At 62.3% G+C, this 21,331-nt stretch carries 19 protein-coding genes; 2 read left to right on the top strand and 17 right to left on the bottom strand.

Annotated features, from left to right (window positions below; translation table 11 throughout):
* Nucleotides 1-83: 83 nt before the first annotated feature.
* Nucleotides 84-1,355: a Wzz/FepE/Etk N-terminal domain-containing protein gene (locus K8U54_RS22295; protein ID WP_249907850.1), complete on the bottom strand. Its 1,272-nt coding sequence runs from the start codon at nucleotides 1,353-1,355 to the stop codon at nucleotides 84-86.
* A 998-nt stretch (nucleotides 1,356-2,353) separates the two neighbouring features.
* On the opposite strand from K8U54_RS22295, the gene K8U54_RS22290 reads away from it, so the two are divergent.
* On the top strand, nucleotides 2,354-5,386 hold the full coding sequence (locus tag K8U54_RS22290; protein WP_249907849.1) for an autotransporter outer membrane beta-barrel domain-containing protein: 3,033 nt from the start codon (nucleotides 2,354-2,356) through the stop codon (nucleotides 5,384-5,386).
* A gap of 122 nt (nucleotides 5,387-5,508) precedes the next feature.
* Here K8U54_RS22290 and K8U54_RS22285 read toward each other — a convergent pair whose 3' ends face one another.
* The 3 genes from K8U54_RS22285 to ihfB form a co-directional block, all read right to left on the bottom strand.
* Complete coding sequence (locus K8U54_RS22285) at nucleotides 5,509-7,002, bottom strand: MBL fold metallo-hydrolase RNA specificity domain-containing protein (protein ID WP_249907848.1); 1,494 nt, start codon at nucleotides 7,000-7,002, stop codon at nucleotides 5,509-5,511.
* 327 nt (nucleotides 7,003-7,329) lie between these two features.
* Nucleotides 7,330-8,970, bottom strand: a complete 1,641-nt coding sequence (locus K8U54_RS22280; protein ID WP_249907847.1) for a methyl-accepting chemotaxis protein — start codon at nucleotides 8,968-8,970, stop codon at nucleotides 7,330-7,332.
* A 242-nt stretch (nucleotides 8,971-9,212) separates the two neighbouring features.
* Nucleotides 9,213-9,500, bottom strand: a complete 288-nt coding sequence (ihfB, locus tag K8U54_RS22275) for an integration host factor subunit beta (RefSeq protein WP_070886319.1) — start codon at nucleotides 9,498-9,500, stop codon at nucleotides 9,213-9,215.
* Nucleotides 9,501-9,798: 298 nt separating this feature from the next.
* Here ihfB and K8U54_RS22270 point away from each other — a divergent pair, with 298 nt between their 5' ends.
* Nucleotides 9,799-10,038, top strand: coding sequence for a YheU family protein (locus tag K8U54_RS22270; RefSeq protein WP_249907846.1), 240 nt, complete (start codon nucleotides 9,799-9,801; stop codon nucleotides 10,036-10,038).
* A 412-nt stretch (nucleotides 10,039-10,450) separates the two neighbouring features.
* On the opposite strand, the gene K8U54_RS22265 is transcribed toward K8U54_RS22270, so the two are convergent.
* From K8U54_RS22265 to K8U54_RS22205, 13 genes are all read right to left on the bottom strand, one after another.
* The gene (locus K8U54_RS22265; RefSeq protein ID WP_249907845.1) at nucleotides 10,451-10,894 is read right to left on the bottom strand and encodes an REP-associated tyrosine transposase; all 444 of its coding nucleotides are present in this window, start codon (nucleotides 10,892-10,894) and stop codon (nucleotides 10,451-10,453) included.
* 275 nt (nucleotides 10,895-11,169) lie between these two features.
* Complete coding sequence (locus K8U54_RS22260; protein WP_249907844.1) at nucleotides 11,170-11,604, bottom strand: hypothetical protein; 435 nt, start codon at nucleotides 11,602-11,604, stop codon at nucleotides 11,170-11,172.
* Nucleotides 11,605-11,772: 168 nt separating this feature from the next.
* A complete protein-coding gene (locus K8U54_RS22255; protein WP_249907843.1) occupies nucleotides 11,773-12,942 on the bottom strand; it encodes an MFS transporter in 1,170 nt (389 codons plus the stop codon).
* Between the two features lie 328 nt (nucleotides 12,943-13,270).
* Complete coding sequence (locus tag K8U54_RS22250; protein WP_249907842.1) at nucleotides 13,271-14,098, bottom strand: SDR family oxidoreductase; 828 nt, start codon at nucleotides 14,096-14,098, stop codon at nucleotides 13,271-13,273.
* A gap of 167 nt (nucleotides 14,099-14,265) precedes the next feature.
* Complete coding sequence (locus K8U54_RS22245; protein ID WP_249907841.1) at nucleotides 14,266-15,105, bottom strand: IclR family transcriptional regulator domain-containing protein; 840 nt, start codon at nucleotides 15,103-15,105, stop codon at nucleotides 14,266-14,268.
* A 268-nt stretch (nucleotides 15,106-15,373) separates the two neighbouring features.
* Complete coding sequence (locus tag K8U54_RS22240) at nucleotides 15,374-15,724, bottom strand: hypothetical protein (RefSeq protein ID WP_249907840.1); 351 nt, start codon at nucleotides 15,722-15,724, stop codon at nucleotides 15,374-15,376.
* Complete coding sequence (gene ccmI, locus K8U54_RS22235) at nucleotides 15,721-16,926, bottom strand: c-type cytochrome biogenesis protein CcmI (protein ID WP_249907839.1); 1,206 nt, start codon at nucleotides 16,924-16,926, stop codon at nucleotides 15,721-15,723. Before ccmI ends, K8U54_RS22240 begins: the two co-directional genes overlap by 4 nt.
* Nucleotides 16,923-17,408 (bottom strand): cytochrome c-type biogenesis protein, encoded by a 486-nt coding sequence (locus K8U54_RS22230; RefSeq protein WP_249907838.1) that lies wholly within the window; start codon nucleotides 17,406-17,408, stop codon nucleotides 16,923-16,925. Before K8U54_RS22230 ends, ccmI begins: the two co-directional genes overlap by 4 nt.
* Nucleotides 17,405-17,941 (bottom strand): DsbE family thiol:disulfide interchange protein, encoded by a 537-nt coding sequence (locus K8U54_RS22225; RefSeq protein ID WP_249907837.1) that lies wholly within the window; start codon nucleotides 17,939-17,941, stop codon nucleotides 17,405-17,407. Before K8U54_RS22225 ends, K8U54_RS22230 begins: the two co-directional genes overlap by 4 nt.
* The gene (locus K8U54_RS22220) at nucleotides 17,938-19,911 is read right to left on the bottom strand and encodes a heme lyase CcmF/NrfE family subunit (protein ID WP_249907836.1); all 1,974 of its coding nucleotides are present in this window, start codon (nucleotides 19,909-19,911) and stop codon (nucleotides 17,938-17,940) included. The genes K8U54_RS22225 and K8U54_RS22220 overlap by 4 nt, the downstream gene beginning before the upstream one ends.
* Entirely contained in the window at nucleotides 19,908-20,372 is a 465-nt protein-coding gene (ccmE, locus tag K8U54_RS22215; RefSeq protein ID WP_249907835.1) for a cytochrome c maturation protein CcmE, read from the bottom strand. Before ccmE ends, K8U54_RS22220 begins: the two co-directional genes overlap by 4 nt.
* Nucleotides 20,369-20,545 carry a heme exporter protein CcmD gene (gene ccmD, locus K8U54_RS22210; protein ID WP_249907834.1) on the bottom strand — a complete coding sequence of 59 codons (177 nt, stop codon included), beginning with the start codon at nucleotides 20,543-20,545 and terminating at the stop codon, nucleotides 20,369-20,371. Before ccmD ends, ccmE begins: the two co-directional genes overlap by 4 nt.
* Entirely contained in the window at nucleotides 20,542-21,300 is a 759-nt protein-coding gene (locus K8U54_RS22205; RefSeq protein ID WP_249910496.1) for a heme ABC transporter permease, read from the bottom strand. Before K8U54_RS22205 ends, ccmD begins: the two co-directional genes overlap by 4 nt.
* Nucleotides 21,301-21,331: the final 31 nt, after the last annotated feature.

Raw genomic sequence — 21,331 nt, 5'->3', positions numbered from 1 at the left:
AGTCATTGGCCTACCTTGGAAGTGACCAATTAGCATCACTTTTAGAACTTTTAGATAAAGCCCTGACATACTTCATTAACATCTTATCTAATTCGACCTCTATTTATCATTGCAAGAATCAGTGCACCACTCACGCCCAGCATAAAGCCTAGAACCCCACCCAGCGCAATCACAAACAGGCGTTTTGGCTTCACGGCTGTACGCGGATATATCGCCAGTCTATCGATACTTACTAATTGGAGAGCATTAAGATTCAAATTAAGTCCTTTCAACTCCGCAGCTTCTTGGCTCCACTTCGCATAATTCTCGATGTATACGTCCTCATCGGCGCGCTGCTTGAGCAGTTCCACTTCGCGATTCTGCTCCAGCAGTCGCAAATCGGCCTGGAGTTTGGCAATCCGCGGCTCAGTGAATTCATCCGACCGACGCTTTTGCAGCGCATTGCGCTCGGCTTCAAGCGCCTCAGTACCCATGAAGTACAACGGAATCTGCTGATTGTTGACTTCCGTACGAATGACGTTGCCCGAGCCGGTTACCGGCGCGCTATCCGCGAGGGTAGACGGCGTGCTCGGTTTTTCGATACCCAGCGATTTGGCGATCACGATGGCTTCGTTCAATTGAGCGATGCGGTTATCACGGCGTGTACGCAGCTCCTTGCGCAACGAATTCAGCTCGTCCTCAAGCTGGGCTCGTTTCAGGGCGTCAGCTTCGGAAAGAGAGGCAATTTTCGCCTGTTTGTCCGCCTGATAGGCGGCCCGCTCGGCAGCCATGCGCTGCTCCAGCTTCGCCAAGCGATTACGAATGATCACTTCCACATCCTCAGCTAGCGCAGCACGCTCCTGCTGAATGACATACTCGATCAGTCCATTGACAATATCTGCGCCTTTCACGCCCCACGGATAGGTATAGGCGAGGCCCACGTATGAGAAGCCACCATCAGGGCGGCTGGCATCTGAGCGTAATATTTCGAAATCTTCGATAATTTGGTTCAGCGCCTGTTCAGGAGTCTGCCCATCACTCATGGCATCCGGCCCAAAAAGCTCCTGATTGGCATTGAAGTACTCAAGCCGGTACTCGTAGGAGCTGATGCCGGCGCCAACTCGCTGCAGTGCTTCTTCGGGGGTCAGTTCGTACAACCCAGACGCGTTGAGTTCATCGAGCACATTCATCGCCACCGGCCGCAGGATGCTCTGGGTCCGGTAGTACTTGGTTGCCAACAATGCATAGGCAACGGCCAACAGCGTGACGACGGCAGCGACGCCGATGATCAGCTTCTTGCGCTCCCACAATGCGCGCATTAACTCGCCGAGATCGATTTCGTCGTTCTGCGAACGGGCGGTTGGGACTTGCGACATGGGCTCAGTCATCCTGTTTCAAGGCGGGCGAGAGAAATTCGAGGCACGGAAAAACGTGATCGCTTTGGTGAGCTGCGCAGATGATCAATCCACGTTGATACATCATGCCGAGGGCAAGGATGCCACTGCGGGCGACCGGGAAGGCGACGACTGGAGCGCCTCGTGGCACAGGAGCCCGGAGCGCGAGCGTGCTGATAGGCAAGGCAGCAAAGCCGGGCCACCCAGCACGACGTAGGTAGGTTCACGCTTGATAAACGGGCGGCTGGGCGCCGATAGGGCTGGATTGAACATTCTCATAACCGGATCCGGCAATCGTTGCCTTCACTACACTCCTGTAAAACCTGCAACGCAGTGCAAGCTGTGGCATCGCGCCCCGAATGACTGCTGGCTCGCATCAATCGGAGTACTTTTTATACTATCTGGTACTGAATGGATCGGCCTGGTGCCCAATCAACAGCGTTGACGTGGGGCAGACCGTTGCCCTATCGAGCGCGCATTCTAACCATTCTTTGTCAATCAACTACCATCTATGTGAACGAATCTTCATTTTTTTCCTTCGTTTTTAGCCCGCAGCAAGCTCAGTGACGTGGATCCGAACGATCAATCCGCACGCGCAGGCATCTAGCACGACTAGGCTCGATGACGCCTTGGCGCCCTCCTCGCCGTGCGCCGAACGAATCTCCTCTTGTCACTGCTCCATCCCCGTCACGAAATTGACCGACTCTGCGGGCATGTCGCCTTATACCTGCGTCGTGCGGTGATCGGCTGTTTGCGAATGCTTTTGCACAGACAAGTCCGGGTTACCGCTCGCGCAAATGCTCTGACCAAAGCGTGCTCCCAGTTCTGCTGGGATGCGGGCGTTAGTGCATGCGTACTATACCCACCAAGATTGCGCCTCCTGATACTCCCGTCGTTAGCAACCTGCCTAACGGAAACGCTTTGGCCCGCTGGGCCGGCAGCCACCCTCGTGGCCTTTATATGGAGTATCTGCAACTGCTATGAACCCCTTATTCAGAATATCCCCTCTTGCTCTTGCAATTACTCTTGCAGTGCTTCCAGAGGCTCAGGCAGCGGACTACACGCTCACCAACGGTCAGGAAACCTTCAGCAGTGACCGCGTAATCGATGGCTCAGTCAACGTCCGGTCAACCGACGGCAACACCTCCAGTCTAACTATCAACAATGGCGCAACCTTGACCAGTGAAGGCGGCAATATTGTGGGCCAAGCCAGCAGCACGGGTGTAAATCCGGCCCAGGCCAGTGTAGTGGTCGAAGGCGCGGGTTCACGCTGGATCGTGCCCCGCACGTCATTCGTGCTGGGTAACACGATCGTTGTCGGTGGCGTCGGTCAAGGCGACCTGACCGTGCGAAACGGGGGCCAGGTGTCAGTGCGGGATCTGGATCTTGGCGATGTCAACGGTTCGCGCTCCAATGCCTTTTCGAACGCGCAACTGCTCGTGAGTGGCCAAAACTCCCTGGTCGACGCGGTCAACATCGAGGCCGGTGGTGTATTCGTGTACCGATCAGGCGTAACGGCCAATGATGGCGGCAAAATCAGCAGCCAGCAGGTGGACATCGACTCAGTTGTCAGGCTTTCCGATGCTGGAACCCGCTGGGACAACAGCGGTGTTTTCAGGAATAGAAACGATCTGACGCTCGAAAATGGTGCCGTGCTGGCGACCGACTCACTGCTGCTGGGTTCGGCCATCAGCAGCCGCAGTAACCAAGTGAATGTTTCCGGGCAAGGCACACGCCTGGAAACTCAGAGCATGACACTCGGTACCAGCGACACTCGTACTTACCTCACGCTGTCCGATGGTGCCGAACTGAGTGCTACCAACGGGATTCTCATCAGCACGATCAGCAGCATCAACACTCCGACCCGGGGCACGCTTGCTGTAGGCGGTTCGGTCGTGACTGATCCTAACCGTACCGATATCGATTCGGTGACTGCCGGAGCCGCTCAGGCGGCCGGCCGGTTGAACCCGCAAACAGCCATTCGCTTCGGCACCGGCAACGGGCACCTGGCGTTCAACCACACGGACACCGATCTGCAAGTCGCCAACACGTTGAGTGGAACCGGCCGCGTGTATGCGTTCAACGGCAATACCACCCTGAGCGGCGACCTTACTGGGCTGGCCGGTAGTGTGGTTGTACGCGGCGGGCGACTCGTGCTGTCGGGTGATGTCGACCAGGTCAATCAGCGCGGCAACACGGCCACAACCCAAAGTCTTTCGCGGTTGAACGTCGGCAACGGCACCCTGGTGGTGAACGGCACCGTGGGGCGCAATGAATTCGGGGTCTACACCAACAGCACCCAGGTGTTGGACGGCGGCGTTCTGGCCGGCACCGGTCAAGTGGGCACTACGGAAGTAGCCGCCGGCGGTACGCTCTCGCCCGGTGAAAGTGCCTTAGGTGCGCTGACCATACAGGGCGACCTCGACATGGCCGCCGGCTCGCGTTATGCGGCGGATATTGCCAGTAACGGCGGTGCAGATCGGATCAACGTGAGCGGCACGGCTACCCTGCGTGGCACGCAGGTCAACGTGACGGCCCTGGATTCCTCGCAAAGTTACCAAAGCGGCAGAACCTATACCTTGCTCTCCGCTCAAGGCGGGTTGGTTGACGGCGCCGCTGCAGGAACCACCTATGCCCAGGCGTTTACCAATTCGGCGTTCCTGAATGTCGGGCTGCAGCGTACTGCCAATGATCTGAACCTGACCATCGAGCAAAAGAGTACAGCCCCAATACCTACTCCGACGCCGGAACCGACGCCAACCCCGACACCGACTCCAGAGCCGACACCGACGCCCACTCCCGAACCGACTCCCACACCAACACCAACACCAACACCCGAACCTACTCCGACGCCAACGCCAACGCCGACCCCAGAACCCACTCTGGGTATCTTCCAGACAGTCATGTTGACCGAAAACCAGTTCAATACTGCCGGCGCGCTGAGTGTATTGGAGCAAAGCGGCGAATCCCTGCGCCTCTACAACAACCTGCTGATTCTGGATGCCGAAAGTGCGCGTGACGCAGCAGATCAGCTGTCCGGGGACTCTCTCAGCAGCACCTCCACCGCACTGATTGCCAACAGCCAGATGGTGTCAGGCGTGGTAGGGACTCGCGTGCGTAATCTGCTGGACAGCGGATCTGTGCGCCTGCCAGCCATGGCCCTGAGCTTTATGCCCGGCACGCCACCTAGCGAAAACGGTGCATGGGTGCAGCCATTCGGCAACTGGACCAAGGTAGACGGAAATAAGGGTGCCGACGGTCTGCGTCAGAGCACGGGCGGCTTGCTGTTCGGTGCCGATGGCAGCTTCACCCCGGATTGGCGTGGTGGTGTGTATGGCGGTTACAGCCGCTCGAAGTTCGACGCCGATAAGCGTGATGCCGAGGGCCACAGCGACAACTATCACCTGGGCCTGTATACCGGCGGCGAGATCGATGCCCTGCGCCTCAGTGCCGATCTCGGTTACACCTGGCACCGCCTGGAGAGCGAGCGCAATGTTGCCTTTGGCGGATTCAGTGATCGCTTGACCGGCAAACGCGACGCCCAGTCGCTGCAAGCGAACGGTGAGGCCGCCTACCGCTTGCCGGTTGGCAGCGTGGTGCTGGAGCCTTTCGTCGGCCTTTCCTACGTTCGCTATGATGCCGACGATCTGCATGAAAAAGGTGGAGCGGCCGCTCTGGATGTTTCCAGCGACAAACAGGATACCGTCTTCTCGACAACGGGCCTGCGCGCCTCGACCCACACGCGCGTCGCGAACCTCAATACGCAGGTCTACGGCTCGCTAGGATGGCGACGTGCCTATGGTGATCTGGATCCGCGAAGCGAGCAGTCCTTTGCTGGCGGCCCGAACTTCGAAGTGCAAGGCGTGGCTCAAACCCGTGACATGGCACTCACTGAAGTGGGTACGAAGCTTCGCTTGAATAGCCAGACCGACCTGGGCCTGTCCTATCAAGGGCAGTTCGGTTCCGACACTCGTTTCCATTCGGTTAACGCGGGGGTGACCGTCCGCTTCTGACTGTAACTGCAGCATCGGGCTGGGTGATCGCTCGGGGCAGCTTTGCCTCGAGTGGTATTCAGCCCGAACTCATTGAGTAGCTTTTTCAAGGTAAAGCTTTGCCGATGTCTGCGGCGTCAAGGCTATGTGCTTTCTGCATTGATAAGAAGCGGTATGCCCCTTTGAGCGTATCGCGTCAGCAGCACTCGTTGCAGGGCGGCTTTTGCCGCCACCTCCCCATGCACCAACCGAATCTCCCTCGGCCACTGCTCCATCGTTGTGACAAAGCCGACCAAACCCGCCTGATCGGCATGGGCCGAATACCCGCCGATGCTGTGCACGGCTGCGCGAATGTCGTAGCGCCGGCCATCGAACTCAACGTAGCCATTGCGCGGCCCGAAGCGCTGGATGGCATGGCCGGGCGTGCCTCTGACCTGATAACCGACGAACAGCACGTCGTGGCGGGGGTCGCCGAGCATGGCCTTGAGGTAATCGACGATGCGGCCGCTGGAACACATGCCGTTGCCGGCGATAACGATGGCGGGTCGCGCACTGCTGACCAGATGATTGAGAATCTTCTGGTGGTCGGCGTGGCTGTCGACAGTGATAAGTTGCTCGAACGCCAGCGGTCTTCTGCCGGCCTGCACGCGAGCCTGGGCTTCTTCGTTCCAGTGGTCTTTGAGTTCGCGGTAGGCCTGGGTGAAGCGGCTGGCCAGGGGGGAGTCGAGGATGATGGGCAGGCGGGGCCAGTCGGTTTCGGCAGGGGAATTTGGTGCGGATTCGAGATTTTCGCGGGCGTGGCCCGCTCCCACAGGGGCCTCCGGAGCGGCTGGGGTGTCCAGCTTTTTGCTGTGGATGATGTCTTCGAGCTCGTAGAGCAGTTCCTGGGTGCGGCCGACGCTGAAGGCGGGGATCAGCACGGTGCCGCTGTTGGCCAGGGCATGTTCGATGACCTGCTCCAGGCGCTGGCGGCGGGTGCTGCGGTCCTCGTGCAGGCGGTCGCCGTAGGTGCTTTCCAGCACCAGGATGTCGGCGCGGCTTGGTGGTACGCAGGGCTTGAGGATCGGCGCGCCGGGGGCACCGAGGTCGCCGGAGAATACGATACGCGTGCTGGCTTCGCCTGGGCGGTACTGCACATCGATTTCCACATAGGCGGAGCCGAGCATATGGGCAGCGCGCTGCAGCCGCACCTTGGCATGCAGGCCTTCGTCATTGTGCAGGGTGAACCAGTGATCGTAGGGCAGCGCGATGATTCGCTCCTGCACCTGCTTGAGGTAGCGCTCGACCTGTTTCTGGTCACGGCTGAAGGTGAGTTTGAACGCGTCCTCCAGCACGATGGGCAGCAGTTTGGCCGAGGGATCACTGCAGAGGATAGGCCCCTTGAAGCCGGCGGCCAGCAGATAGGGAATGCGTCCCACATGGTCGGCATGCACATGGGTAACGATCAGCGCGTGAATGCCATCCAGGGGGAATTCAATACGCTGATGGTCGGCCCGCGCACCAAGCGGCGAGGCATCGGCGCCCTGAAAAAGCCCGCAGTCGATCAGCAGGCTGCTGTGCTGCGCCATATGCAGCTGGTGGCAGGAACCGGTTACCCCATCCTGGGCGCCATGATGGGTGATGTGCGGGTACTCCATCGGTTAATCCCTTAACGTCTGGCAGATGAATTTTCGAGCGCGCAATGATGCGTTATGCGGCGGTTTGAGGAAAGCGCCTGGACACATCGTGTTTCGCTGTTTTCTGCGCGAAGGGCAGATTGGCGTGCGCTAGAAACCTGGGTGTCGCTTTGTTCAACCCAGGCTACAGAGGCTAATGAAGCAAAGCGGCGTACTATTGAGTTCTTGGGCGCAGGTAAGCTGATCTAAACACAGCAAATCGCGGGCATGGCCCGCTCCCACAATGCTATGCCGGACGGCAGCCTGCGCTTGGCTGCCGCCCATTAGCTTGCAAAGCCGCGAAAAGCTTCAGAGCCTGAACGTGCTGACCAGGTTGTTGAACGACACGGCCAGGCGCGACAGCTCCTGACTGGACGCGCTGGTCTGGTTGGCGCCGGCGGCGGTTTGGGTGGACAGGTCCTGGATATTGATCAGGTTGCGATCGACCTCCCGCGCGACGTTGGCCTGTTCTTCGGAGGCCGTGGCGATCAGCATGTTGCGGTCATTGATCTCGGCGATGCTCTGGGCGATGCGCTCGAGGGACTCGCCCGTGGCGCGGGCCAGCTCCTGGGTGCTGTTGGCCAGGGTGCGGCTGTTGCCCATGGCCTTGACCGCGTCGTCGGCACGCGACTGCACGCTGGCGATCATCGCCTCGATCTCTCCGGTGGAGGACTGGGTGCGCGCCGCCAGGGCTCTCACTTCATCGGCCACCACGGCGAAACCACGCCCCTGCTCGCCCGCCCTCGCCGCTTCGATGGCCGCGTTGAGCGCCAGCAGGTTGGTCTGCTCGGCGATGCCGCGGATGACGTCGAGCACCTTGGCGATATCACGCACGCTACCGGCCAGCTCGTCGACGATGACCGTGGAGTTGCCGATCTCGTCGTTCACGCTGGTGATCGCCTTGACCGCATCCCGTGCCTGGTCACGGCCGCTGGCCGCCTCCTTGCTGGTGTGCCGGGAGGCTTCGGACGTCGAGGTGGCGTTGCGCGCCACTTCCTCGACCGCGGCGGACATTTCCGTAACGGCGGTGGCTGCGAGCTGGATCTCGTCGTTCTGACGGGTCAGGCCGCGGCTGCTCTCCTCGGTCACGGCGTTGAGTTCTTCAGCCGCCGAGGCCAATTGGTCCGCCGCGCTGGCAATCTGTTGGATGGTGCCCTTGAGGCCGTTCTGCATCGCCCCGAGCGCGGTCAGCAACTGGCCGGCTTCATCGCGATGGCCACTTTCGATGGTCTTGGTCAGGTCGCCGCCGGCGATTCGCTCGGCATTGCGAACTGCCGATGCGATAGGCGCGCTGATCACCCGGCTGATGAACATCCCCAGCAGGATGGCCGCGATAAAGGCGACACCGATACCGATATAGAGGTTGAGCTTGGCAGCCGCCTCGCTTTCGCGTGCAGCCTGGGCGCCCTCGGCGATTTGACGGTTGTTGGATTCGACCATGATGCCCATCTCGTCGATGACGGTGCGATAGGCCTCATGCATTTCACCGGACATCAACTGCTTGGCGGCGGCCAGGTCACCGCGTTCGATGGTGGCCACCGCGCGATCGATGATCGCCTGATAGGCCGGCCAGTCCTTTTCCATACGGTCGCCGGCGGCTCGCTCGTCATCCGCCAGGGGCGTGGCACGGTAGGCGGCGAATGCACGCTCGCTGGTCTGGCGGTTCTCCCTCATGGACGCGAGGATGGCGCTTCGTTCGGTTGCATCGCCTCCCGCCGTGGCAGCCGCCAGCAGACGGTAGAGATCGCGGCTCTGCGCCACCGCATTGGAGCGTGCCTCAGCGGTCTTGGCGACCGACACGAGGTTGTTGGAGAACACTGACTGCAAGCTAGAAGACAATGAGCCGATTCCCTGGCTACCGACAACGCCAACGATCAAGGTGATGGAGGCGCAAAGCGCGAATGCAAGATACAGCTTGGTAGATATCTTGGCGTCGTAAAACCAGTTCATATGCACACCTGGACAGGGAAAGATGAGCTGCGCTCGCCAGACAGGCGACGGCATCAACACCATATCGACTGGGCCAGAGGAGGCTGAAGGGTCGGAGGGGACTTTATTTGAAGGACGGCGCGGTCAACCGATACCGCTGCCTGACAGGTCAATGACATGACCCGGCGCCAATTGCATAGGGCGTTGAGAGAAGGAATGCGGATAAGCCAAGGAACGTCGCCGGCGCGTTACCCGGACGGGAATCACTCGTCCTCGTCGTTCACTCGATCACGCAATTCCTTGCCCGGCTTGAAGTGCGGAACGAACTTGCCATCCAGGCGTACCGATTGCCCGGTCTTGGGGTTACGACCCACCCGCGGAGCGCGGTAATGAAGGGAGAAACTGCCGAAGCCACGGATCTCGATGCGATCACCGGTCGCCAGCGCCTGGGACATCTGTTCCAGCATGGTCTTGATGGCCAGCTCGACATCTTTGTTTGAAAGCTGCCCTTGGTGGGTGACGATTCTTTCGATCAACTCCGACTTGGTCATACTTTTCCCTTCGTTTTCAAGCGGCTATGTCACTCGATGGAAAGGTTGTAGCACGCTGATCAGCTTTTGAACAGCCTAAAAAATCACCAGCTCTGAAAATGTGCCCGACGTCTTGAATCGATTGCCACCGATTCCGGCAGGTGAAGGTAAGTCGTTGACTGTGCAGCATTGTTGACGAGCGCGGCGATTCGCGCTGACTAGCTGCAGGCGCAAGGCATGAAAGGTGATCAAATCCCTGCAGGCGCCGTCCAAGCATGCATTCTATGGTCAGAGGCCACCCGCGCCTCAGGAGAAACCCGTGCTGATCCCCGCCAACCTGCTCGAGGCAGATACCCTCACCCGCCTGATCGAGGACTTCGTCACCCGCGACGGCACCGACAATGGCGATGAAACACCGCTGGACACCCGGGTGACACGCGTGCGCCGGGCGCTCGACAAAGGCGAAGCGGTCATCGTGTTCGACCCGGAAAGCCAACAGTGCCAGTTGGCGCTCAAGCGTGACGTACCCAAGGAGTGGCTGGAGCAGGACGAGGGCTGACGCCGAGTGGTGGGCCGCTCGCACCTACAAGAGCGGTACGCCACCTGCAATCATTGTAGGAACCGCGCCCCGCGGCGAATAGCCGTGGCAACGCCGTAATCGCAGCATGGCCGCCATCGTTTCGCGCCGGGGCGACGCTCCTACGCGAGCGGTACGCCACCTGCAATCATTGTAGGAGCCGCGCCCCGCGGCGAATGGCCGTGGCAACGCCGTAATCGCAGCATGGCTGCCATCGTTTCGCGCCGGGGCGACGCTCCTACGCGAGCGGTGCGTCACCTGCAATCATTGTAGGAGCCGCGCCCCGCGGCGAATGGCCGTGGCAACGCCGTAATCGCAGCATGGCCGCCATCGTTTCGCGCCGGGGGCGATGCGTCTATAGGAGTGGTGGATACCTTTGATCAGGTTGGGGTGATCAAAGCCAGATCGCATCCCAATGAGGGTAATCGCCTGCTCGCGTTACCAGTCCAGCGCGTATGGGATTCGCCACGATATAGCGGGCCACGTCAAGCACGTCTTCTTCTTTGCGCAGTGCATGGTCATGAAAACCTTTTTGCCAGATCTTCCCGCCATAGTATTTTGCAGATAGCGACTTCACCCTACCGACCAAGTTTGAAAGCGTTCCCTGTCGCAAATCGAACAGCCAGTGCAGGTGATCAGGCATCACAACATAACAGAGGGTTGTATGGGATCCTGCGAGAGCGTCCTGCTGGATGATTCGGATCAGCATTCTTGCCAAGTGGAAATCGTTGAAAATCGGCTTTCTGTGGGCTGTCACGGTGGTGATCAAATAGTACTGACCGGGTACCGACCATCGCCCCAAACGAAGCCGATGCCCTGCGCTGTGCTCGACGCTCATAAGAATCCCTCCTTGGAGTCTGCAGTTTTGGCAGTGTAGACGCGTCGAAGCGGGCGATGCGCTACCTGCAATCATTGTAGGAGCCGCGTCCCGCGGCGATTGGGTCGTGGCAACGCCATAAATCGCAGTATGGCCACCATCGTTTCGCGCCGGGGCGACGCTCCTACGCGAGTACGCCACCTGCAATTGTTGTAGGAGCCGCGACTGCGCGGCGAATGGTGGGTACGACGCCGATGGCGGTATGGCCACCATCGCTTTCGAGCCGGGGCGCGGCGTTACCCGCGCAATCCTCCTTCCCGCTCCCAGGCACAGCGCACGCGCAGCGCGCCGTCCTGGGGGCTGTGCAGGCCGCTCTCCGACTCCGCTTCCCAGCGGAAGGTGTGGGTGCCATTCAGCTCGGTCTCCAGGTGCACCACGGCACTGGCCCAGTAGAGGCGCTTGAGCAGCGCTTCGAACTCGGCGACCCACAGTTTCCACTCGTATTCGATGGTCTGGTAACTGGCGCCGAAGTGAATCACCTGGGTCTGGTACAGGCCGCTGCCCGGTTGCTGGCAGCAGGAGAACATCTCGCGCCCCAGAAACGGCCAGGCGTCGCCGCTCGGCAATGCGTCGAGCACCTGCTTGTTGAGCAGACGTCGCAGGCGGCTCTCTGCCGGGCTGTCCGACGGCCAGTCACAAATGTTGCCGTAGACGATGGATTCCGATTCCACGGGGGCACTCCGCTAAAAACTGGCAGCCTTCTATCACAGCCCGCGATGCAGGGGAATGCTGCAGGCAGCACGGCCAGTCAGGACGGTGATGGAGATCATTCAATCACCCGGGCTCACGGGTTAGCCATGCTCCCGGGTTTCGCTTCGCGCTACCCGGGCGACAACGGGTCAGGCCGTAGTGCGGCGCGGGCCCTTGCGCATCAGCCAGGCCAGCAGCACCATCACCACCGCCATGCCGGTCAGTACCAGGAACGGCACCTGGTAGGTCCCCGACATATCCCGCGCCAGGCCACTGAGCACCGGGCTCAGGCACGCCACGCTGTAGCCCGAGCCGAGCATCATCGCCGTCCAGCGACTGACCGCCAGCGGCGAACCGGCTTCGTAGATGGGCAGCAGCAGCGACAAGGCAAAGGAGCCGCTCATGCCGAAGCCCAGGGTCAATGCCCAGAATTCCGGGACGAAGGTGGGCATGAAGGTGATCATCACCAGGCTAACCAGGGTCAGGGAGCCGCAGCCGACCATCAGCAGGTAGCGGTTCAGGCGCTGTACCAGCATGGGCAGCACGAAGGAGCTCGGCAGCCCCATCAGCATGGCCAGGCTGAACAGCGTGTTGCTGTGCATCGCCGACAGCCCCGCCTCCTGGTAGCGCGCCACCGTCCAGGTCGCCACCGCGTAGAACAGGCCGGCCTGCAGGGCGAAATAGGCGCTGATCAACCAGGCCCGGCCCTCGCGCCAGGGCAAGCCGGCAGAGGCGTCTTCACTGCTCAGCGGCTCGGCGTGCTGCTTGGGCAGAAGGCACCAGATGACCACGGCCAATACCGCCGGCACTGCCCAGATGGCCAGGCCATAGCTCCAGTCGTCGCCGAACAGCTGGGCGACCGGCATGGTCAGCACCACGCCGATGGCGCCACCCACGGCCATGCTCAGCGAATACCAGGCCAGCACCTGGCCCATGCGACCGATGAAATGACGCTTGATGAATCCCGACAGCAAAGGACCGGCAATGGCGATGGCGGCCCCCAGCAGCACCGCGCTGCCGACCAGTATCGTGCTGGAGTGACCCACCAGGCGTAGCGTCAGCGCCAGCGCGATGGCGGCCAGGCACAGGGTAATGGTGCGCTCCAGGCCAAGGCGCACCGCCAGCCGGGGCGCGAGGGGCGCCAGCAGGCCCATGCACAACACCGGCAGCGCCGTGGTGAGGCTGATAAAGCCACGACTCAGGGACAGTTCCTGAGCGATACGTTCGATAAGCGGCGCCAGCGAGGTAATGCCGGGTCGCAGGTTCACCGCTGCGGCCACCAGGGCCAGCAGCAGTAAAGCGCGGGAGACGGGTTTCACACGAGTTCCTGATCAGGTGGCCAGGTTTAGCCGAGGCGGCAACCCTACTCGTGCGTTTCGATTAGGGCAAGCGCGAGCCAGTGCTCGCACTGTGCGATGGCCTGAGAAGCTGTTCAGGATTACTCGCAGTAATTGCATCTGTAATGACTGCAACGGGCGGAAGCGGACGTAGGGTGGATGACGCTTTTTTCATCCACCATTGCGGTTTCGAAGCGGTGGACGGGTGAAGCGTCGTCCACCCTACAAAAGCGCACGATGTTCGATTCTGCCTTCTTGCAGCCGATTCACGGGGATCCAAGCGCCCAGAAACCCAAAGGTCGTGACAGGCTTAAGGCGTCTTCGCTTCGCGCTGCCCGGCAGCCTTGGCGCGCATCTTCTCGCACATCAGGGTCATCTCGTCGTACAGCAGCTGCGGATTCTTCTGCTTCAGCGCCCAGGCCTGGCGGCCCTGCTCGTGGGGCAGGATCATGAACTCGCCAGCGGCCACCGCCTGGAAGATATAGTCGGCGATGAACTCGGCGTTGATCGGCGAGCTCTCCAGCAACTTGCCCACCTGGGCCTTCATGGCGGGCGTCGGGCCGCGGAACGAATCGAGCAGGTTGGTCTGGAAGAACGACGGGCACACCACGTGCACGCCGACCTGCAGGGGCTTGAGCTCGGCCAGCAGGCTTTCCGACAGGGCCACCACACCGGCCTTGGCGACGTTGTAGTTGCTCATGCCTGGGCCCTGCATCAGCGCCGCCATGGAGGCGATATTGATGATGCGTCCGTGGCTGCGCTCGAGCAGCGGCAGGAACGCCTTGCAGCCTTTGACCACGCCCATCAGGTTGATCGACAGCTGCCAGTCCCAGTCTTCGAGCGACAGCTCGGCAAAGAAACCACCTGAGGCCACGCCGGCATTGTTGATGATGATGTCGATGCCGGCGAATTTCTCTTCGCAGGCCTGGGCCAGGGCGGTCAGTTGGCTGTAGTCACGCACGTCGCAACGCAGGGTGAAGCCGTCGCCGCCCGCCTCGCGCACCAGGCGCAGGGTCTCGGCCAACCCGTCGTCGTTGACGTCCGACAGCGCCAGGCGCCAGCCCTCGCGCGCCCAGCGCAGCGCGAGCTCGCGCCCCAAGCCGGATCCGGCGCCCGTGATCATCATGCGATTGCTCATACCCAACCTGCCCTGCTGGCCAATGGAAGACAGCCCGAGTGTAGCGAAGGCACAGGCGCCTCCCAGCCATCATCAGCTTGTTGAATGGGTGCACCGCGGGGTGGGTATGGCGTAGCGTCCAGCTCCCCGGGTATCGCTGCGCTCAACCCGGGCTACGATCTCGATGGTTACTGGAACAGGCGGGTGCTCAGCTCGTGGCTGGCTTCGAGCAGGATCGGCAAGAAGCGGTTTTCCAACTCCTGGCGGGACACGCGGCCCACATGGGTGCCGACGTTGAGCGCCGCCAGTACCTGGCCGGCGGAATCCTTGAGCGGTACGGCGATGGAGCGCAGGCTGACCTCCAGCTCCTGGTCGATGATCACCCAGCCCTGGCGGCGGATTTCCTCGATATTGGCACGCAGGTCGTCCGGGGTATGCAGGGTACGGCTGGTTTTCACCTGCAGATCCGCATGGCTCAGGTAGTCGTCCAGCGCCGCATCGTCCAGCGCCGCCAGCAGGATACGGCCCATGGAGGTGCAATAGGCCGGCAGCCGGCTGCCCACGCTCAGGTCCACGGAGATCAGCCGCTGCGGCGTCGCCGAGCGTGCGATATAGAGAATCTCGTCGCCTTCCAGGGTGGCCATCGAACAGGCCTCGTGCAGCTGCTCGCTGAGCCGGTCGAGAATCGGCTGCGCGGTAACGGCCATGGGCGTGGACGACAGGTACGCATGGCCCAGGGTCAGCACCTTGGGCAGCAGTGAGTAGACCCGCCCATCGGTGGTCACGTAACCGAGCTTCATCAGCGTGTGCAGGCAACGGCGCACCGCTGCGCGAGGGATCTCGGTGCGGTGGCTGATCTGGGCGATGGTCAGGTGGCGCTTGCGTTCCTGAAAGGCATGGATGACCGCCAGGCCCCGGGCCAGTGAGGTCATGAAGTTGGGATCGCCGGTAAAGGCTTCGATGCGTTTGGCCGGCGACGCGATGATCGGCGGCGCCATGGAACTGGGCACGGAACGGGATTCGGGCATGGCACTGTCACTCGTCCAGACGGTATGCGCGATTATCGAACTGCGGTTCGATAATCGCAAGAGAGTACCGACCTCCCCACGAATCCTGCATAAGACGCCGGTATTGCAGCGCGGCACCCTCATTCGCGCCGGGGCGGCGCTCCTACATCAATGTGGACTTCATGCGATCGTGTAGGAGCGGCGACCTCGCCGCGAATTGGGGCAGCGCTGCAGTTACGGAGCATTACTGCAATCGTTTTCGCACCAAGGCGACCCTTCTGTTGGGTAACTACTGCGCGTGATGGCGATACAGCGCAGGCGGCACGCCGGTGCTGTCCACCGGCTCCCAGGGCCCTTGCAGGGTGCCGGCCCAGCTCCAGCCGTCCTGCCAACGGTAGAAGGTGCGCTCGCGGTAGTAGGTGTTGCGCTCGGAGTCGATCTGGTAGACGCCCAGCGTGCCGTTCCAATGGCTGGAGACGCCCGGTGGCGGCGCGAAGCGGGGATGGGATTTGCTCACCGGCGGCGAGCCGGCGGGGGCCGAAGGGCCGCCATCGGGTTTGCCAGGCGCCGGGCTGTGCAAGGTACAGCCGGCAAGGCTCAACAAGGTGGCTGCTACGGCAGCGCAGATCAGTCTGTTCATGGTGGTGTGCCGTCAGGGCTATCGATGACAAGGCGTTGCACGTCCTGGGTGCTACTGGCCACCGGTTGCCCCTGGCCGATCCACTCGCCGCTCTTTGCATCGCCGGCGCGCGAAATGCGCGCTACCAGTTGAACCTGGTCGAACGCGGAAAGTTTCAGCTGCGGCATCATCGCATCGCCGTCGGCCAGGCTGACCTGGGCCGGCAACTCGGCCACGGTCAGGCGCTTGGCCGCCAACGGCATCGGCGGCCCGGAAGCGGCGCGGGCGAAGACGAACACCGTATCGCCGGGCTGCACCTTGTCGCGCAGCGCCGGCGCCAGTTCGACACGCACCTGCAAGCCAGCCGCTTGCGGCTGTGCGGCGGCGGCATCACCGCCCTGGGCGCCCAACTCCTGGCGCGCGCGCTCGATCCCCCCGGCAATCGCCTGCCGCGAGGGATCGCCCTCGGGCAGCACGGCCACCAGGCGCTGCCAGTAGCCGATGGCATCCGCGAAACGTTGCTCCTCATAGGCGGCAATGCCCAGCAGGCCGAGGCTGGTCACCTCCTCCGGGTCCGCTTGCAAGGCTTCGCCAGTCAGGGCATCCAGTTGCGGGCTCCATTGCTTGTCAGCCGCAAAATACAACGCCTGGGCCCACTGCCCGAGCAGCTCCGGCTCCCGGCCGGCGACCTTGACCGCCTGCCCGAAGGCGCGCGCCGCATCGGCGGCACGTTGCTGGGCCATGTAGCTGCGGCCGAGGAAATACCAGCCTTCAGCCGATTCAGGATTGTTCTGCACCGCCTGTTCCAGGCGCGTGGTCATCTCCTCGATGCTGTGCGGCTCACCCGCGAAGGTGCGCGCCTGCTCCACCTGGTCGATGGCGCCCCACTGCTGGTAAAGCAGCACGGCCAACACAGGCATCAGCGCCGCGGCCAGCAGCGGCACGCCGCGCCCCAGGCGGCGGCCCTGCCGGGCTTCGCTGCCTTCGGTATCGGCCAACAACTCGCGGGCGGCTTCGTCGCGGGCAGCTTGCAACTGCGCGGCATCGAGCGTGCCGGCCTGGTGCTGTTGCTCCAGCTCGCCCAGGCGCTCCTGATAGAGGGTGACGTTCAGGGCCGTGCGGTCTTCCTCGGCCTGCACCTTGCGCCCGCGCAGCAGCGGAACGAGCAGAAAACTCACGGCGAGCAGACACAGCAGGCCGGCGGACAACCAGAATTCGATCATGGGGCTTTCTTATCCTCAGGCGCCTGCTCGAGCAGTTGCGCCAGACGTTGCTGTTCATCGCTCGACAGACCCGTGGAGGCCTCAGCACCAACCTTGCGACGGCGCAGCACGATCACCCCCAGCAACACGAAGCCACCGGCCAGAAACGCTGCCGGGCCATACCAGAGCAACAGCGTGCGGCCGCTGACCGGCGGTTTGTAGAGCACGAAGTCGCCATAGCGGGCGACCAGGTAGTCGATGATCTGCGCATTGCTCTGGCCCGCCTCGAGCATGCGGTAGATCTCGGCGCGCAGGTCCATGGCGATCGGCGCGTCGGAGTCGGCGATGTTCTGGTTCTGGCATTTCGGGCAGCGCAGCTCTTCGGTGAGCTGGCGGTAGCGGGCGCGTTCGGCTTCGCTGGCGAACTCGTAGGTGTCGATGGCCGCCTGGGCGACGCCACCCAGCGCGAGCAGAAGAACCAGGCCGGTCAGCAAGCGTCTCATTGGCCCGCCTCGTCGACCATCTGCTGGTACAACGGCGCCAGCTTCTCGCGCCAGATCGCCTCGTCGATCACGCCAACGAACTTGTGGCGGATGATGCCCTTGGCGTCGACGAAGAAGGTTTCCGGCGCGCCGTACACGCCGAGATCCAGGCCCAAGGTGCCTTTGGGGTCGCTGATATTGAGCTGGTACGGGTCATGGAATTCGCTCAGCCATTTCTGCGCGGCGGCGTTGTCGTCCTTGTAGTTGACGCCATGGATGTTCACGCCCATGGCCGCCAGCTTATTGAGCACCGGGTGCTCGACCTTGCAGGCCACACACCAGGTGGCCCAGACGTTGACCAACGACGGTTTGCCAAGCAGGTTCTGCTGGGTGATCAACTGATCACCCTCCACCGCCGGCAGCGAGAAGGCCGGGAAGGGTTTGTCGATCAATGCCGACGGCAGCTCGGACGGGTCGAGAAACAGCCCGCGATAGAGAAACACCGCCACGCCGAGAAAGATCACCAGCGGTAGCAACAAGATCAGCCGTCTCATGCGCGTGCCTCCTGCAGACCCAGCGCGTCACGCACGCGGGTTTTGACCTTCATCCGATAGCGCTTGTCGGCAGCGGCGAGAAAGCCGCCGAAGCCCATCATCAGGGCGCCCAGCCAGATCCAGCGCACGAAGGGTTTGATATGGATACGCACCGCCCAGGCGCCCTGCCCCAGCGGCTCGCCGAGGGCGACGAACAGGTCACGGGTCAGCCCGGCGTCGATGCCCGCTTCGGTCATCACCGATTGCTGCACGGTGTACAGGCGCTTTTCCGGGTGCAGCACGGCGATCTGCCGCTCGCCGTCGAAGATGCGCACCGTGCCACGGTCGGAAATGAAGTTCGGCCCCTCATGGTGCGCAGCGCCCTCGAACACGAAGCGATAGCCACCCAGCTCCACCGCCTCGCCCGGTGCCATGCGCATGTCGCGCTCGAAGCTGCCCAGGCTGGTGAGGATCACCCCCAGTGCGCAGACCGCCAGCCCCAGGTGCGCCAGCTGCATGCCCCAATAACTGCGGCCCAGGCTGGCCATACCTTTGAAAAAGCCCTTGTGACGGGTCTTGTCCTGGATGTCGCGCAGCCCGGCCATTGTTACCCAGGCGGCCAACAGGCAGACGCCGAGCACCGCCCAGTGGAAATCGCCCCATGCCAGGCTGGCCAGCAATGCCAATATCACGCTGGCGACCAGCACCGGGGTGAGCATGCCCAGCAGCCAGCGCAGCGGCGTGTCCTTCCAGCGCACCAGCACGCCGACCGCGAGCACGGCCATCAACAGCCCCATCAAGGGCACGAACAGCGCATTGAAGTATGGCGGGCCGACCGACAGCTTGGCACCGCTCAGGGCATCGAGCACCAGCGGATAGAGGGTGCCGAGCAGGATCATCGAGGCGGCTACCACCAGAATCAGGTTGTTGGCCAGCAGCAGGGTTTCCCGCGACCACAGGCCAAAGCCGACCTGGCTGCGCACAACCGGGGCGCGCAAGGCGAACAGGGTCAGCGAACCGCCGACCACCAGCAGCAGGAAGGCGAGAATGAACACGCCGCGCTCCGGATCGCTGGCGAAGGCGTGCACCGAAGTCAGCACACCCGAGCGAACCAGGAAGGTACCCAGCAAGCTCAGGGAGAACGCGGCGATGGCCAGCAGCACCGTCCAGCTCTTGAACACGCCGCGCTTCTCGGTAACCGCCAGCGAGTGAATCAGCGCAGTGCCGACCAGCCAGGGCATGAACGAGGCATTTTCCACCGGATCCCAGAACCACCAGCCGCCCCAGCCCAGCTCGTAATACGCCCACCAGGAACCCAGGGCAATACCAATGCCGAGAAAGGCCCAGGCAACGATGGTCCAGGGCCGCGACCAGCGTGCCCAAGCAGCGTCCAGCTTGCCGCCGAGCAGCGCGGCGATGGCGAAGGCGAAGGCCACCGAAAAGCCCACATAGCCCATGTACAGCATCGGCGGGTGGATGATCAGGCCGAAGTCCTGCAGCAGCGGATTGAGGTCGCGGCCATCGGCCGGCACGTTCGGCAGCAAGCGGGTGAAGGGGTTGGAGGTGACGATCAGAAACAGCAGGAAGCCGACGCTGATGATACCCATCACGCCCAGCACGCGGGCGAGCATTTCCTCGGGCAACTGCCGCGAGAAGATCGCCACGGCAAAGGTCCAGCCGCCGAGAATCAGCGCCCAGAGCAGCAGCGAGCCCTCGTGGGCGCCCCACACGGCGCTGAACTTGTAGTACCAGGGCAGCGCCGTGTTGGAGTTCTGCGCCACATAGGCCACGGAAAAGTCGTCGAGCATAAAGGAATACGTCAGGCAGGCGAAGGCGAACGCCAGAAAGGCGAACTGCCCCCAGGCCGCCGGCTGCGCCAGGCTCATCCATTGCCGGTCGCCGCGCCAGGCACCGATCAACGGCAGCGTGGACTGCACCAGGGCCAGGCACAGCGCCAGGATCATCGCCAGATGACCGAGTTCGGGAATCATCGTGGGGCCTCCCCGGTTTTCTCGTAGTGCCTGTTCATGCCGCTCTGCTCCAAGGCCTGCTTGACCTCGGGCGGCATGTAGTTCTCGTCGTGCTTGGCCAGCACTTCATCGGCGAGCAGGATGCCGCTCTCATCGACCTTGCCCATGGCAACGATGCCCTGCCCCTCGCGAAACAGATCCGGCAGGATGCCGTGGAAGCGAATGGTCACCTGCGCCGCGCCATCGGTGACCACGAAGTCGGTCTGCAGGGAATCGCTGGAGCGTTTCACCGAGCCCTTTTCTACCAGGCCACCGGCACGAATGCGGGTATCGACCGGCGCTTCACCGTTGGCGATCTGCGTCGGGGTGTAGAACAGGTTGATGTTCTGCTGCAGGGCGCTCAGCGCCAGCGCCACGGCGATACCGACGCCGGCAACGATGGCCAGGACGATAAACAGGCGCTTCTTGCGGACGGCGTTCAACGTGACTCCTCCCGGCGCATACGGCGCGCCTCATCCTGCAGGTAACGGCGCCTGGCGCGCAGCGGCAACAGTACATTGAGCACCAGCACCACCAGGCAGATCCCGTAGGCCGACCACACGTAAGCGCCATGGTTACCCATGGCGAGAAAGTCGGCGAATGACGCGAAACTCATCGTTTGCCCTCCACCAGCGCGCGAATCTCGGTTTTCACCCAGCTGCTGCGCGCTTCCCGGCGCAGCACTTCGAGACGCATGCGCAGCAGCAGCACCGCCGCGAAGAAGCAGTAGAAGCCCAGCACCATGATCAACAGCGGCAACCACATCTGCACCGGCATCGCCGGCTTGTCGATGACGCTGAAGGTGGCCGGCTGGTGCAGGGTGTTCCACCACTCCACCGAGTACTTGATGATCGGGATGTTGATCACCCCGACCACTGCCAGCACCGCGGTGGCCTTGGCGGCGCTGTCGCGGTTGCTGATCGCCTGGCCGAGGGCGATCACGCCGAAATACAGGAACAGCAGGATCAGCATCGAGGTCAGGCGCGCATCCCAGATCCAGTAGGTGCCCCAGGTCGGCTTGCCCCACACGGCGCCGGTGATCAGGGCGATGGCGGTCATCCAGGCGCCGATGGGCGCTGCCTGCTGCAGGGCCACATCGGCCAGTTTTATCTTCCACACCAGGCCGACCAGGCCGGCTACCGCCAGCATCACGTAGATCGACTGGGCCAGGAACGCCGCCGGGACGTGGATGTAGATGATTCGGAAGCTGTTGCCCTGCTGGTAGTCCGGCGGCGCGAAGGCCAGGCCCCACACCGTGCCCACGACCAACAACACGGTGGCGGCAATGGCCAGGCCGGGCAGCCAGCGGCCACTGATCTCGTAGAACCATTTGGGCGAGCCCAGCTTGTGAAACCATGTCCAGTTCATCAGGTCACTCATCATTCTCCAAGGTCAGGGCCCG

Origin of the sequence: Pseudomonas fulva (genome assembly GCF_023517795.1) — a bacterium.
GTDB classification, from domain to species: domain Bacteria; phylum Pseudomonadota; class Gammaproteobacteria; order Pseudomonadales; family Pseudomonadaceae; genus Aquipseudomonas; species Aquipseudomonas fulva_D.
Note: the sequence above shows the minus strand (reverse complement) of the source record. Positions and strands in the feature narration are given on the sequence as shown.